The 13,944-nt window shown below is 67.4% G+C and carries 14 protein-coding genes; 8 read left to right on the top strand and 6 right to left on the bottom strand.

What is annotated here, in order from left to right; translation table 11 throughout:
• Window positions 1–64 precede the first annotated feature (64 nt).
• Window positions 65–958, top strand: a complete 894-nt coding sequence (locus AB0H36_RS06065) for a carboxymuconolactone decarboxylase family protein (protein WP_360517288.1) — start codon at window positions 65–67, stop codon at window positions 956–958.
• A gap of 40 nt (window positions 959–998) precedes the next feature.
• Window positions 999–2,072: an SDR family oxidoreductase gene (locus tag AB0H36_RS06060; RefSeq protein ID WP_360517285.1), complete on the top strand. Its 1,074-nt coding sequence runs from the start codon at window positions 999–1,001 to the stop codon at window positions 2,070–2,072.
• Here the strand turns inward: AB0H36_RS06060 and AB0H36_RS06055 are convergent.
• The 4 genes from AB0H36_RS06055 to AB0H36_RS06040 form a co-directional block, all read right to left on the bottom strand.
• Window positions 2,059–4,896, bottom strand: a complete 2,838-nt coding sequence (locus AB0H36_RS06055) for an FAD-linked oxidase C-terminal domain-containing protein (protein WP_360517282.1) — start codon at window positions 4,894–4,896, stop codon at window positions 2,059–2,061. The genes AB0H36_RS06060 and AB0H36_RS06055 overlap by 14 nt on opposite strands.
• Before the next feature lie 35 nt (window positions 4,897–4,931).
• Window positions 4,932–5,720 (bottom strand): IclR family transcriptional regulator, encoded by a 789-nt coding sequence (locus tag AB0H36_RS06050; protein WP_360517279.1) that lies wholly within the window; start codon window positions 5,718–5,720, stop codon window positions 4,932–4,934.
• An 85-nt stretch (window positions 5,721–5,805) separates the two neighbouring features.
• Window positions 5,806–6,699, bottom strand: coding sequence for a 3-keto-5-aminohexanoate cleavage protein (locus AB0H36_RS06045; RefSeq protein WP_360517276.1), 894 nt, complete (start codon window positions 6,697–6,699; stop codon window positions 5,806–5,808).
• A gap of 80 nt (window positions 6,700–6,779) precedes the next feature.
• Window positions 6,780–7,661 carry a fumarylacetoacetate hydrolase family protein gene (locus AB0H36_RS06040; RefSeq protein WP_360517273.1) on the bottom strand — a complete coding sequence of 294 codons (882 nt, stop codon included), beginning with the start codon at window positions 7,659–7,661 and terminating at the stop codon, window positions 6,780–6,782.
• A 167-nt stretch (window positions 7,662–7,828) separates the two neighbouring features.
• Here AB0H36_RS06040 and AB0H36_RS06035 point away from each other — a divergent pair, with 167 nt between their 5' ends.
• Genes AB0H36_RS06035 through AB0H36_RS06010 form a run of 6 tightly spaced genes read left to right on the top strand, consistent with a single transcriptional unit; the run spans window position 7,829 to window position 12,779 of the window.
• Complete coding sequence (locus tag AB0H36_RS06035) at window positions 7,829–8,923, top strand: ABC transporter substrate-binding protein (RefSeq protein ID WP_360517270.1); 1,095 nt, start codon at window positions 7,829–7,831, stop codon at window positions 8,921–8,923.
• Window positions 8,920–9,789 carry an ABC transporter ATP-binding protein gene (locus AB0H36_RS06030; RefSeq protein ID WP_360517576.1) on the top strand — a complete coding sequence of 290 codons (870 nt, stop codon included), beginning with the start codon at window positions 8,920–8,922 and terminating at the stop codon, window positions 9,787–9,789. The genes AB0H36_RS06035 and AB0H36_RS06030 overlap by 4 nt, the downstream gene beginning before the upstream one ends.
• Window positions 9,786–10,616 (top strand): ABC transporter permease, encoded by an 831-nt coding sequence (locus AB0H36_RS06025; protein ID WP_360517267.1) that lies wholly within the window; start codon window positions 9,786–9,788, stop codon window positions 10,614–10,616. The genes AB0H36_RS06030 and AB0H36_RS06025 overlap by 4 nt, the downstream gene beginning before the upstream one ends.
• Before the next feature lie 14 nt (window positions 10,617–10,630).
• Window positions 10,631–11,449, top strand: coding sequence for an ABC transporter permease (locus AB0H36_RS06020; RefSeq protein WP_360517264.1), 819 nt, complete (start codon window positions 10,631–10,633; stop codon window positions 11,447–11,449).
• Entirely contained in the window at window positions 11,446–11,775 is a 330-nt protein-coding gene (locus AB0H36_RS06015) for a hypothetical protein (protein ID WP_360517261.1), read from the top strand. Before AB0H36_RS06020 ends, AB0H36_RS06015 begins: the two co-directional genes overlap by 4 nt.
• Window positions 11,769–12,779: a cyclase family protein gene (locus tag AB0H36_RS06010; RefSeq protein ID WP_360517258.1), complete on the top strand. Its 1,011-nt coding sequence runs from the start codon at window positions 11,769–11,771 to the stop codon at window positions 12,777–12,779. The genes AB0H36_RS06015 and AB0H36_RS06010 overlap by 7 nt, the downstream gene beginning before the upstream one ends.
• Here the strand turns inward: AB0H36_RS06010 and AB0H36_RS06005 are convergent.
• Together AB0H36_RS06005 and AB0H36_RS06000 are read right to left on the bottom strand one after the other, a co-directional pair.
• Window positions 12,698–13,252 carry a DUF6855 family protein gene (locus tag AB0H36_RS06005; protein ID WP_360517255.1) on the bottom strand — a complete coding sequence of 185 codons (555 nt, stop codon included), beginning with the start codon at window positions 13,250–13,252 and terminating at the stop codon, window positions 12,698–12,700. The two genes, AB0H36_RS06010 and AB0H36_RS06005, sit on opposite strands and share 82 nt — an antisense overlap.
• 298 nt (window positions 13,253–13,550) lie before the next feature.
• Window positions 13,551–13,688 carry a hypothetical protein gene (locus AB0H36_RS06000; RefSeq protein ID WP_360517252.1) on the bottom strand — a complete coding sequence of 46 codons (138 nt, stop codon included), beginning with the start codon at window positions 13,686–13,688 and terminating at the stop codon, window positions 13,551–13,553.
• Window positions 13,689–13,944: the final 256 nt, after the last annotated feature.

Raw genomic sequence — 13,944 nt, 5'->3', positions numbered from 1 at the left:
CACTGTCCCAGTCTGTTGCAGCAATCCGAAGGCGTCAAGGGATCCATCAGAGAGGAACTGCTCGATGACACAACCAGCACAGGTGACGGACGAGTCCGCCGATGAGTACTCGGCCGCACTGGCAGTCGTCGCCCGGTACCAGCCCGGCATTCGGGCCCGATTCGAACAGCGTGCTCGCCTCGACCCCGCCTTCGCACACGCCTGGCTCCGCTACGCGGCCCGGCTTCTCGGCCGTCCCACCCTGGATCCGCGAACCCGGTTGCTGGTGATGACCGGGCAGTTCACGATGTCGCGCCGCCACGAGCGCCTCCGGGAGACGGTCCAGGCCGCGATCGCCGAGTCCATCGACCTCAAGGAGGTTCTCGAGGTCATCTTCCAGTGCGCGATCTACGGCGGAGAGCCGCTGGTCGACGAAGCGTTGTCGATCTTCGCCGACGAACTCGGAAAGGCTGACCGGCTCGACGAGTTGTGCAGTCGCGGTCTCCAGGTCGGGCAGCGCGCATCCGAGCGTGATCTCGACGAGGAGCGCTCACGGTGGCACCCCGAGGATGCTGCGGACCCACGAGCCGACGCGCTACTCGCGAAGTACGGCTGGCAAGGGATCAGCAGCGCTCTGGTCCTGCGACCGCGGCACACTCTCGACAACGCAGAGTTCCTAGGCAGCCTCGACGAGGGATTCACCAAGGCGTTCTACGACCTCGGGTACGACGACATGTACGGCCGGCTCGTCCTCGACCACCGCACGCGTCTGCTGTGCATGGTCGGCAACACGCTCGCGATCGGCGAGATCGTCCAGACTCGCCATCACATGCGAACCGCGATCCGTCAGGGAGCCTCACCCCGAGAGGTACTGGAGGTGCTCTTCCAGTCGGTGCTGCTTGTCGGCCACCCGAACGTCGTACCAGAGCGTATTCGCGATCTCGTCGCGATCGTCGAGGACGAGGGTGCGAGCTTCTGAGCTTGCGACGCAGACCGACGTCGAAGAGGGAGACAGGAACATGCAGGGACGGATCCTGGTCGTGGGCGCGACCGGACTGGTCGGCGCAGCGGCGACAGAGCACTTCGCCGCGCGACCTGGCTGGGAGGTGGTCACGCTGTCGCGACGGCCTCCGCTGGGCTGGACAGGTCCGCACCTACAGGTCGATCTGACCGACCAGAACGCTTGCGCAGCGGCGTTTCGCCAAGGCCCGCCGATCACCCATGTGCTGTACGCGGCTCTGCAGGAGGAGGACGATCTGGAGGCAGGCTGGCGCAGCGATCAACAGCAGCAGACCAACCTGGCCATGCTCCGCCACGTGCTCGACGGCGTTGAACGTAACGGAGCCCTGGAGCACGTCACCGTCCTGCAGGGTGGAAAGGCGTACGGCTCACATCTCGGCCGAGTGCCGGTGCCGGCCAAGGAACGCTGGCCCCGATTGCCGCACCGCATCTTCTACTGGCAGCAGGAGGACCTGCTCCGCGAGCGGGCCGCCGCCGGGCGATGGTCGTTCAACATCCTGCGCCCCCAGCTCATTCTGGGGCGCGCAACGTCGAGCCCGATGAACATCATCTCGGCGATCGGCGTCTACGCCGCCGTACTGCGGGAAATGGGCCGTCCCCTGGACTTCCCTGGAGGCGGAATCTACGTCACGGCGTGCAGCGACAGCCGCCTCATCGCCCAGGCCGTGGAGTTCTGCGCGACCACGGATGCCGCATCGGGCGAGACCTTCAACGTGGTGAACGGCGACGCCATCGTCTGGCGCGACCTGTGGCCCTCGATCGCGGCCCACTTCGACATGCCCGCCGGCGAGCACGTCCCGATGCGCCTGGCCGAGGAGATGCCACGGCAGGCCGGCGTCTGGGACGACATCGTGGCCAAGCATGGGCTGCAACCGCGAACCATGCACGACGTGGTCGGTTCCTCCTGGCAGACCGCAGACCTGACGTTCGGCTTCGGCAAAGAGCGCCCGTTCGACCGTCTCATGAGCCCGGTCAAACTACGTCTGGCAGGGTTCCCAGGCTGCATGGACACCGAGGACGCAGTCTTGTACTGGCTGCGCCGCCTTCAGGCGGAGAGGGTCATCCCGTCCTAGTGAGGCGCTGCGCGATGAGCTGCGCCAAATGCAGGGCGGACCGGTGCGCGAGGTCGTTCACCTGAGTGCGGCACGAGAACCCATCAGCAAGTACGACGTCCCCCTGCTCCGATCGCGCGATGGCCGGCAGAAGTTGCTGCTCTGCGACCGCTACCGAGACGTCGTAGTGACCTCGCTCCATGCCGAAGTTGCCGGCCAGCCCACAGCACCCGCCCACGCGATCGACGTCGGCGCCGGCCCGCGCGAGCAGGGTGGCGTCGGCGTCCCAACCCATCACCGCGTGGTGATGGCAGTGCGGCTGCGCCACCACTCGCAGGTCCGACATGTCCGGCGGTGTCCACGACGGATGATCAGCCAGGAGTTCGGCAAGCGTGACGATCCGGCCGGCCACCTCACGCGTGACATCACCCGGCACAAGACGGACCGCGTCGTGCCGTAGCGCAGCGGTGCACGAGGGTTCGATGCCGACGATCGGCAGCTCGCCGGTCGTGCGGCTGAGCGAGTCGATGGTGCGACCCAGGATCCGCTTTGCCTGGTCGAGTTGTCCGGTGGAGATCCAGGTCAACCCACAGCACACCTCGCGTGGAGTGAGGCGGACGCGGTATCCGGCCGCCTCGAGAACTGTCACCATCGCCTTGCCGACCTCCGGCGTGAACAGGTCGGTGAAGCTGTCGACGTACAGGAACACGTCTGCGGCCGCTCCCTCGTTCGCACCACGGTTGTGGTACCAGCTGCGGAACGTCTCTGCCGGGAAGCTGGGCACATTGCGATGCGGATCGATTCCCGCGACCGTGAGAAGCAGCCGCTGGAGTCCAGGCACCCGACCGAGGCGATTGACCACCGCGGGCGCATGACTGGCCAGCCGAGCCCATCGGGGCAGGCGACCGAGCGAGTAGTGACTGAGCGGTCGAAAGCGTCGCCGGTAGGTCTGGTGCAGAACCTCCGACTTCCAGGTCGCCATGTCGACGCCTGTCGGACAATCCGTGGCACAGCCCTTGCAGGAAAGGCACAAATCCAGCGCTTCGTGGACCGCGGGACTGCGCCATCCGTCGATCAGCTGCCCGTTCACCATCTCCTGCAGGACGCGCGCCCGGCCCCGGGTCGAGTCCTTCTCTTCGCGGGTGGCGACGTACGAGGGGCACATCACCGTGCTGCCTGCGCTTGCCGTCACCCGGCATTTCCCGACCCCGGTACACCGGTGCACTGCCTCCCCGAAGTCACCTCCGTCCTCGGCATAGGCGAAGCCGACTTGGCGGAGCTGCGGGAGCGACGATGTCATCCTGAGTGCGCCAACTAGCGGCGCCGGTTCGACGAGAACGCCAGGGTTGAGTACGCCGTCCGGATCGAACACATGCTTGACCGCCGCCATGATCCGCAGCGCCTCTGGCGAGTACATGATCGGCAGCAGCTCACTACGCGCCCGTCCGTCGCCGTGCTCGCCCGACAGCGAACCGCCGTGCCGGACGACAAGCTCGGCCGCCTCGCCAAGGAAGGCACGCATGCGGTCCGCGCCGTGATCAACCCTGAGTGCGAAGTCCAGCCGGGTGTGCACGCAGCCGTCGCCGAAGTGACCGAAGGGCATATGGGTCAATCCGTTCCGGCGCACAAGCTCCTCGAACTCCTTGAGATACGCGGCCAGAGCCACCGGCGGTACGGCCGCGTCCTCCCAACCGGCCCACGCGGGAGCACCGGAAGGAGCCCGGCCGGCCAACCCCGCGCCGTCCTCCCTGATCCGCCACAGCGCGGCGCTCTGCTCGATGTCACCGATCACCCGGGCTTCGAGGGCATCGACGGACGCGGCCAGCTCGCGCGCACGGTCGAACACTTCCGAGCGAGACTCGCCAGGAAGCTCCACGAGGAGCCAGGCCGCACCCCGCGGCAGGTTCGGTACGGCGGCCGCACCTCGCCGGCGCCGGACCACGTCGACGATCCGGGCGTCGAGTCCTTCGCACGCAGTCGGGCCGTACTCGAGCACCATCGGCGTGGCTTCCGCCGCGCTGACGATGTCGTCGAACCCGAGCACTATCAGGACACGCTCGGCAGGCTCTGCCACCAGACGCACGGTCACCTCGGTGAGCACGCCCAACGTGCCCTCCGAGCCGACCAGCGCCCTGGTGAGGTCGAACCCGTTCTCGGGTAGCAGGTTGTGCAGCGCGTACCCGGAGACCTGCCGCCCGAATCGGCCGAACTCGGTGCGCAGGAAGGCGAGGCCGTCCCCCACGACCGACCGCAAGTCGGCGACACCGGCCGCAAAGCCATCGGTCCGGGGACCGCCGAAGCCACGACTGGCGAACAGTTCGTCACCAGTGCCGGTGACGAGTCGCAGTGCTTCCACATTGTCGGCGGTCCGCCCGTAGCCGAGCGCGCGGGAGCCGCACGCGTCGTTCCCCACCATCCCGCCGATCGTGCAGCGGCTGTGCGTCGAGGGATCCGGACCGAACCGCAGGCCATGAACCCTTGCCGCTCGCTGAAGGTCGGCCAGCACGACCCCGGGCTGCACTCGGGCGAGCCGGGTGGCCGGGTCGACGTCGAGAATGCCGTGCAGATTGCGGCTGAGATCGAGGACGAGGCCCGGCCCGATGGCGTTGCCGGCCACCGAGGTGCCGGCACCGCGGGCGGTGACCGGCACCCCGAGCTCACGCGCCGCACCGACCGCCAGTGCGACCTCGGCGGCCGAGGCGGGGAACGCGACGGCCTCGGGGACAACGCGGTACAACGAGGCGTCGGCCGAGTAAGCGGCGCGCGTGGTCGTGTCGTCCCGTACGTCGTGGAGCCCGGCCGCACGCAACCGTGCTGCGATCGAGCGTGCTGCATTCGAAGGCACACGTAAACCTTTCTCGATTCACGCGCGCCCGCGGCTCAGATGTGCTTGACCCCCATTGCGGTGAGGGCCGACGAAAGCTCGTGCGCTCGTTCGCGCACGAGCTCCCCGATGGCATCGAAACCGCCCTCGGGAGCGCGTGAGGTGGGTATGGCAACAGTGAGACCGCCGACGACGGTGTCACCGGAGATGAGCGGAGCGGCGACGCCGTCGACACCGACGACGCGCTCTTCGAAGGACGTCGCGTAGCCGAGCTGCCGAGCCGACTCGACGTCCTTCTTGAGAGCGGCGACGGTGGTCGGCGTCCGCGGAGTGAACTCGGTCAGCTCGAGGCTGTCGAGGGCGATGTCGGTCGCGGAGAGGATCGCCTTGCCGACCGCGCCGGCGTGCAGGGGCAGCCTGGTGCCGAGGGCCTGCACGTGCCGGACCGAGTGGTTGCTCTCGACCCGGTGGACGAAGGTCGCGAAGGTCTCTCCTTCGTTGTACGTCGCCAGGTAGCAGGTCTCCCCGACCTGGTCGACGAGCGCGGACATGATGTCGTCCACGATCTTGAGCGACGGGACGACCCCGAAGACCCGCGCCGCCAACTCGACGAGCCGCCGGCCGACCGTGTACCCGCCGTCCTCGCGCTGCTCGGCGTACTGACTCTCCGCAAGCGCTTGCAGGATCCGGTGGGTCGAGCTGCGACTGTTCCCGGTCGCCTCGGCGATCGTGCGGACGCTGAGCACACCTGCGCTCTGCGTCAGTGCGTACAAGGTGTCGGTGACACGCTGAGAGATGGGGACGGACTGGCCGCCCTTCTCCTCGCCGTTCTGATCGGTCGTCATTGGCCGTCCTTGCTCCTCGAGTGCTCTCCCCAAAGCGCGCACTGTAGCTGCCGCCGACCAGCGCACCGGTGATCACGGTCTCAGCTCATGCTGGCACACGGGTGTGCAGGCCGATGATCTCCCGCGCCTCGTCGGGCGAGGCGATCTCCCGGCCGAGCAACGTGGCCAGTTGGACCGCCTTGTCGACCAGCCGCGCGTTGCTGTCGGCGAGCTCGCCCGGGCTCAGATACGGGTTGTCCTCGTAGCCCACCCGGATGTGCCCACCCATGCCGATGGCCATGGCCAGGATGTTCCAGTGACGCTCAGGGCTCATGACACTGACATTCCAGTTCACTCCGGCCGGCAGGGAGTCGACCATGAACTGCAGCGCTCGCTCCTGCGGTGGCGTCCACGACCCGCCGTCCCAGTCGATGAAGAGCGTCGTCCACACCGGGCCCGGCAGCAGCCCTTCGTCCTGCAGGCGGCGAAGATTCCAGAGCGCCCCCGAGTGAAAGGACTCCACCTCGATCTTCACGCCGTGCTCGGCGGTCACCTTCGTGTACTCGCGCAACTCCTCCAGCGGGTGCAGTGAGTAGATGGCGTTCGGCGGGTACGACGGGTCCGGCTGGAAGTACTCGTCGTGGGAGTTGAACGCCACCGACATCATGTCGGGCCCAAGCATCATCAGCGGGACGCGATCCTCGAGCCGGGCGCCGGCGATGCCGTACTGGATGATGCCGTCCGCCCGGTCGCGGATGGACACGGTCATCTCCTCCCACCCGTCGACGTCGAGACGGCTCAGCTTCTTCCCGTCCTCCTGGATCTCCGCCTCGAGCGCCCTGATGCCGTGAAGATGCGCGATCGAGGCTCCCGCCTCGAGACACCGCACGTACTCGTCGGCGATGGCGACCGCGTTCTCCCGGGTCGACGGCAGGCAATAGTGGTTCGCCGGATACGAGACCCGCGAGTCACACGCGGCGGTGATGATCAGCTTGTCCATGGGTTCCTTCTGTTCTCTGCTCGACATGTCCCGCTCAGTGGGACGATGTCCCATGAAAGTAGCTCGATGATCGTTGGCAGTCAATCCCCCTGCGCCGGTTCGGTCACTCGTGGCACAGCGGTCGACACGGAGTACGCCGTACTGAGCTCACCGAGTCCGTCGATGGCCACGGTCACGGAGTCACCGTCCACCAGCGCCACGCCGCGCGCCTTGCCGACGCCCGCCGGCGTGCCGGTGAGGATGACATCGCCGGGCAGCAGACCCACGACGCCGGAGACGAAGGCGATCAGCTCCTCGATCGGGTGGTGCATCGACGAGGCGAGGTCGTCCTGGACGACGTCGCCGTTGTGCACGGTGCGAATCCGCAGGCGGCCAGGGTTCGGCACATCCGAGCACCGGACCACACCTGGCCCCAAAGCGGAGCCACGATCGAATGCCTTGGCAGCGAACCAGTCGACCTGGAACCGATCAGCCAGAACGGACGGCTGGAGGTCGCGGGCGGAACCGTCATTGCCGATCGTGTAGCCGGCAATGTGGGCAGCCGCGGCCTCCGGCTTGATGCACCGGCCAGACCTGCCCACGACGACAGCGAGCTCGCCCTCGTAGTCGAAGAAGCTCGAAGCCGCCGGCAGCTCGACCGTCGACGCGTGACCGACGAATGCCGACGGCGGTTTCAGGAAGATCGCCGGCCGCGGCGGGCTCGCACCGCCCGCCTCGGCCGCGTGCGCCGGGTAGTTCTGCGCCACGCAGAAGATTCGCGCGCCGCCTGTGACAGGAGGCAGCAGCGACAAGCTTTCTGCCGGAATCGCAGGACCCTGGGTGGGCAACCCTGCGCGAGCCCACCGTTCGACGCACTCGGCCCAGGCCTCGTCGCCGAGCCCGGTCGGCAGCACACGCCCTCGCTCGAGCACCCCGATCTCCGGTCGCCCGCTGTTGATGAAACGCACCAGCGCCTGCGCCATATCGCTCCCTCTCCCGCTTTCTCGTCGGCCCTTCGACAGCCACGTAACGACCTCTTGACAGCCGTGTGACCCGAACCATACGTTGTGGGACAGCGTCCCGGCAATCGGGACACCTGGGGGAAGAGTCGGGGAGTTCTTCCCCATCGGTCTTGGAAGGAACGACGACGATGATCCGATCTCGCTGGGCGTGGGTTGCCGGCACTGTTGTCACGGTCGCGGTCGCAGCCGGCGCCTGCAGCCAGCCGGTCGCCCCGACGGCTCAAAGCAGTGCCGTCAAGCTGGTGAAGGTGAAAGGCCTCTTCGCGAGTGCCTCGAACAACGTGCCGATGATGGTGGCCGCCGAGAACGGCTACTGGCGGAAGCGAGGACTGGACGTGTCCGTCCAGGTGCTCGACACCGGATCCGCGATCGCCACCGCCCTGGTCACCGGCGCGGCCGACATCGGCGCCGGGAACGCGACCTCGAGTGTCCCGCTGTCACGCGCCGCGGGGAACAACTTCGTGATGGTCGGGCCGTACCACAACAACCCGCTGGTGGTCGCGGGCACCGAGCGGGTCGCGATCATCGCCGGGAAGGACTCCGGCGTCCGGGCCGGCGACCCCCGCTCGCTGATCGGCAAGTCCGTCGCCATCACCGAAGGCAACACGAACGAGAACTTCCTGCGCGCCTACCTCGAGGCGCACGGGATGTCGATGAAGGACATCAAGCCGGTGAACATCGGCCTCGCGGACATGCCGACGGCGCTCTCCCAGGGCAACGTCGACGTCGTCGTACCGATGGAACCGCCGGTCAGCCAGATCATCCGCACCATGGGCGACAAGGCCGTGGTTCTGCAGCGTGGCGGGCCCTACGGCTCGAGCGTCGTCGGCGTCATGGTCACCGACAAGTACCTGGCCGAGCATCCGGATGTCGTGAAGCAGTACGTCCTCGGAGCCTGGGAAGGCGTCAAGTTCACCAGGGAACACCCCGAGGAGGCGGCGGCGATCGCCCAGCGCTACATCTCCGGAGCCAACGTCGAGGACGTCGCCGCGGGACTCAAGCAGATGAGCTCCGAGTTCGACCCGCGCATCTCGCCCTGCACTGAGAAGGCCGTGATGACCGAACAGGCGAAGCTGATCGCGGACCACAGCATGAAACTTGCCAAGCCGCTGCCGTACGACAAGGTCGTCGCCACCGACTTCATCAACGGACTGCTCGCGGACGACGCGAGTCTGGCCGAAGGCTTGGCGCCGCTGCCGACCACCGTGTCCGAGTGCAAATGAACAGGGGTACGGCGATGACCGGACAGCCACTCATGGAACCGGCAACTCAGGCACCCAGTTCGACGCGGAAACCGCTCCTCGAGGCGATCGGTCTGAGCCACGAGTACGAAGTACGCGGGTCGAAGGTCACCGCGCTGGACGACGTCAACCTGACCATTCGCGAAGGCGACTTCGTGACGATCGTCGGCCCGAGCGGGTGCGGGAAGTCCACCTTGGCAAGCATGTTCGCGGGACTCATCAAGCCGACCCGCGGCCAGGTGCTCTACGACGGGAAGCCGATCGAAGGTCCGTCGCGCGAACGGGGCATGGTGTTCCAGGAACTCGCCGTACTCCCCTGGCGGACCGTGACCGACAACATCGCCCACGGACTCCAGATCGCCGGCGTCCCCAAGGCCGAACGCAACCGGCGAGTCGCCGAACTGGTCAAGCTGATCGGGCTGGAAGGCTTCGAGAGCAAGTACCCGCGCGAGCTGTCCGGGGGTATGCGGCAGCGGGTGGCGGTCGCCCGGACCTGGGCACCTGAACCACCAGTGATCCTGATGGACGAACCGTTCGCTGCCGTCGACGCGATCACCCGCCTGACCCTCCAGGAAGAGCTGATCAGGCTCGCCAAGACGACGCAGCGCACCGTCGTCTTCATCACGCACAGCGTGGACGAGGCCGTCTTCCTCGGCGACTACGTCGTCGCCATGACCGCGCGGCCCGGTCGCGTGCTGGAGATCGTCCCGGTGAACCACCCGCCCGGTCAGCGGACCTGGGAGGCCATGGCCACCGACACCCGGCTGCAGGAGATCGTCTCCCACGTCTTCGAACTGGTGCGCGGCCGGGCCGCTCCGCCCGAGGCCGGGAAGCGGGCCGGGCGATGACGGTGACCACCGCACATCTGGACACGCGAGGCGGCGATCAACTGGCTCCGCTGCGGCGATTCCGCTTGTCGGGCCGCCCGCGCATCTGGCTCCTGCAGGCCGTCCCGTTCGCCGTCCTGCTCCCGTTGTGGCAACTGGCCGCGGCCAGGTTCGACGACGACACCATCCTGCCCGGTCCAGCCCGAGTCGGCGGGGCCGCCGCCGAACTCATCGAGCGCGGCATCCTTCCCGCCGCGGCCCAAGGCAGCTTCACGACCCTGCTCATCGGCACCGGCATCACGATCGCGGTGGTGTTGCCGCTGGCCGTCCTGCTGGCCCTGAACAGCACGGCCGCCGGGTTGATCCAGCCGATGGTCCGGTTCATCAGCAATGTCCCCGCCATCGCGCTGATCCCGCTGTTCATCGTGTGGTTCGGCTTCACCGACAGGGCCGTGTACGCGACCCTCGTCTACACCGCGGCGATCCCGCTGCTGTTCTCCGCCATGACCGGCGTACAGAAGATCCCGCAGGTGTACGTCAACGGTCTCAAGCCGCTGGGAGCCGGCACCCTGCACACGATCCGTGCCGTTTACCTGCCGGGAGCGACACCGGGAATCGTCGTGGGCATCCGGCTGGCGTTCAGCTACGGATGGCGGTCGGTCGTGGCCGGCGAACTCATCATCGGCAGCGGTGGCCTCGGCGAGATGCTCTCCCGCGCGCGCTCGACGAACCAGATCGACGAGATCATCGCCGTGATGATCGTCATCAGCATCCTCTTCCTGGTCATCGACCGGCTGTTCCTCTTCCCCTGGGAACGAGTCGTCGCCGGCCGATGGTCATCTCTGTAGGGGGTATGCCAACCATGAGTACGACTCTTGTGAACGTGTCAGCGGCCGTCCGGCGGTCGCCGTGGGCGCAGACCGCTGTGTCCCTGCTCATCATGCTGGGCCTGTGGATCCTCGCCACCACGATCCTGGGAGTGCCGGCCTTCACGTTGCCCACCCCCACAGCGGTGACCAGCGCGTGGTGGGAAGCGGCCGCTGGTGGCGGCCTCTTCTCCGACATCCTCATCAGTGCGACCCGCTTGCTGCTCGGCGGTGGCGCGGGCATCGCGACCGGCATCGTCCTCGGCGTCCTGGCCGGGCTGAGCGGCGCCGTGCGGGTATCCCTCGAACCCCTCGTCAACGCAATGTCCGGAATCGCCGGAATCGCCTGGATCCCACTGGCCTTGGCCTGGTTCGGAACCGGCCTGGCGATGTCCACCTTCGTCATTTGGAACGGCGTGTTCTTCGTGGTCTTCGCCAATGCCGCGCTCGGTGTCTCCAGAGTGCAACCGTCGCTGGCCCAGTCCGTTCGGACCATGGGCGGCGGATGGTGGGAGGTCCTGCGCACGGTCGTCCTCCCCGGCGCCCTGCCGGACATTCTGACCGGCGTCCGTGTCGGGCTGAGCTTCGCCTGGCGCGCACTGATCGCCGCCGAACTCCTCGGCGCCCCTCAAGGATTGGGCCAGTGGATCAACCGGGCCGCCCTCAACCAGCGGTCGGACCAGATCCTCGCCGGCTGCATCACGGTCGCCGTACTGGGGGTGTTCCTCGAACGCGTGACGGTGTCCCAGATCGCCAAGCACACCGTCGTCAAATGGGGAACCATCACCGACGCGAGTGGAAGGGGCGGTCGATGACCAAGCGAATGGCGCTGGCCCGCATCGCCTTCGGGATCCTGCTTCTGGCCCTGCTGTACGGAGGTCCGTACCTCTACGGACGCGCGACGGCGGACGACAAGCTCGCCGACTGCCTGGCCGGCACCCCAAGTCCGCAGAATGTCGTCGTGAAGCTGTCCTACGTACCGGGCCCCACACAACTCGAAGACCTTCAGCGGTACGGGCGGTACGGCGGCAGCCGCGGTGACCTGCAGAGCGTCGTGCTGCTCGACGTGCCGGCGCAGAACGTGACGCTGCTGTCTCAGTTGTACTGGATCGACCGAGTCGAGGCGGAGCACGGATGCTGACTTCCGGCGAGAGCGCGTCCACCGCGGACGCCGCGTCGCTTCCGACGTACGCCGAACTGCTCGAGCGCCGCGACGGGCAGCCGCCGGGCTCATCGTGGGGCGTATTCGGCCCTGACGATCACCTGGGCACGTTGAACCTCCTCGGGCAGGAGCAGGCCCGCGCCGCCGCTGGACTGGTCCGGCGCGGAAAGGTCTTCAACCTGGACTACGAGGTCAACGCCTTCACACCGTCGGTCTCCCCAAACAGGCAATCGGCGAAGCACACGATGTTCTCCCGCCACGACGGCTGCGTCCGCGACGACCGGCTCGACGAGTACTACCTCCAGGTCAGCTCCCAGATCGACGGCCTCCGGCACCATCGACACCCCGTCCACGGGTTCTACGGAGGCGTGAACGACGACGCGGTCGCAGTGAGCTCACCGGCACTCGGCATCCAGCACGCCGCCGCGAAGGGAATCGTCGGTCGGGGCGTCCTCCTGGACGTCGCACGCCACCTCACCGCCATCGGCCGGCCACTCGATCTGCGCAGCGCCGAAGCCATCGACACAAAGACTCTCGACGACGTCGCGGCCGCGCAGAACGTCGAACTGCAGCCCGGCGACATCCTCCTGATCCACACCGGCTGGGCCTGGCACGCGATCGAAGAGCTGACCACCGAGGAGAAATCCGCTCTTTCGACCAGCCGCCAGTTCTGCGGCTTGCGACAGTCCTCCGAGACACTCGCCTGGATCTGGGACCACCACTTCTCGATGGTGGCGACCGACACCGTCGCAGTCGAAGTGATGCCGAGCGACCCCGACTCCCCCTTCCACGGCAACGTCGGCCGAATGATGCACCCCGACCTCATCGCCCTCCTCGGCATCCACCTCGGCGAACTCTGGCAACTCCACGACCTGGCCGAAGACTGCGCCACCGACGGCACCTACGAATTCCTCCTCACCGCCAAACCCCTCAACCTCCTCGGCGGCGTAGGCTCCCCACCCAACGCCCTGGCCATCAAGTGATGCGGGCCAACGGGACTCGAGTTCGCTCCACAGAGCCGCCCTCGAACTCCGAGCAGAACAAGTGTGTCGGCGTGGTCGCCGATGCCTGCGATACCCAGTAGTTGCCGGCAGCCTCGGCCACTCGGTGCCGTCGCCAGCTTGCCACGGGACGCGGACGCGGTTGTTGCGGGGTTGTGTTCGAGTTCGACCAGGCCGAGGTGTTCGAGGAGCGGGGGAACACACATGGCGAAGCGGCCGCGGTAACCCTTCCGGAGGCCGTACCAGCCGCCGACCGGGTTGTCTGCCGCGCGGGCCCACGCCTCGAGCGTGCCATCCTTCGCGGCTTTGCCCTCGTCCGCACTGCCCAACTCCATCCAGTCCCCGTGGGCCTTCAGCATGGTGGGCACGTCGTCGAGGCAGCGGGCCAGGTATCGCAGCTTCGTCGAGCCGACTTGACACACGATCTCGGCCGGGTCGGCTGTGTCGCGGTACATGCTGTACTCCGACGTACAGGTGGCGTCTTGAGAACCCAGGGATCATCTTCTGTTCCAGAGCCGCTCATCAGCGTCCTCCTTCGGCTGTCGCGCCCACGAAGTGCGGGAGCAGCCCGCGCAAGCCGCCGGCGTTCGCCTCGCGCCAGCGTTCTCGCCGGGCAACTCATCGCCATCCGGCCGAAGATCAACCGCCGCTCGGACCGAATCCTCGCCGGCGAGACCCCGGCCACGATCGACCGTTCACATCTACTACGTTGCCCACGAAACAGCCAAGGTCGCGCACTCACGACACTAGGCGTCATCCTCTCGCTGGCCTGACGATCACGAGCCGCGCGGCGCTCGGGAGTACTTCGTCGCGAGTCGGCAATGCGAGGGCGGCGACCAGCAGGCCGAAGTCGCGGAGTGCGACATCGTAGAAGCCTTGGACGGTCAGCAAGTTGACGATGATACCGGCGAGCCAGGCCGCGACGAGCGATGGCTGCCTTGCCGTCGGACGCTTCGGCGACCACGGTCAGATCGAGCTCGTCGTCCAAACCCACCTGGTGTCAGAGACGCCGACCACCGGTCGTAGCTGTCGTACTCTCCTGCCCCGGCCGCGGCCTCGTGGTGCAGCAGGTCGTTGAGAAGCTCATCCGGCGCCTCCTCGTCGACCACCACCGCACGCTCCCAGACCGCCGTCAGCCGGACAACAG

It is taken from the genome of Kribbella sp. NPDC050820, assembly GCF_040653975.1.
Taxonomy (GTDB): domain Bacteria; phylum Actinomycetota; class Actinomycetes; order Propionibacteriales; family Kribbellaceae; genus Kribbella.
This window is presented reverse-complemented; position numbering and strand designations above follow the sequence as displayed.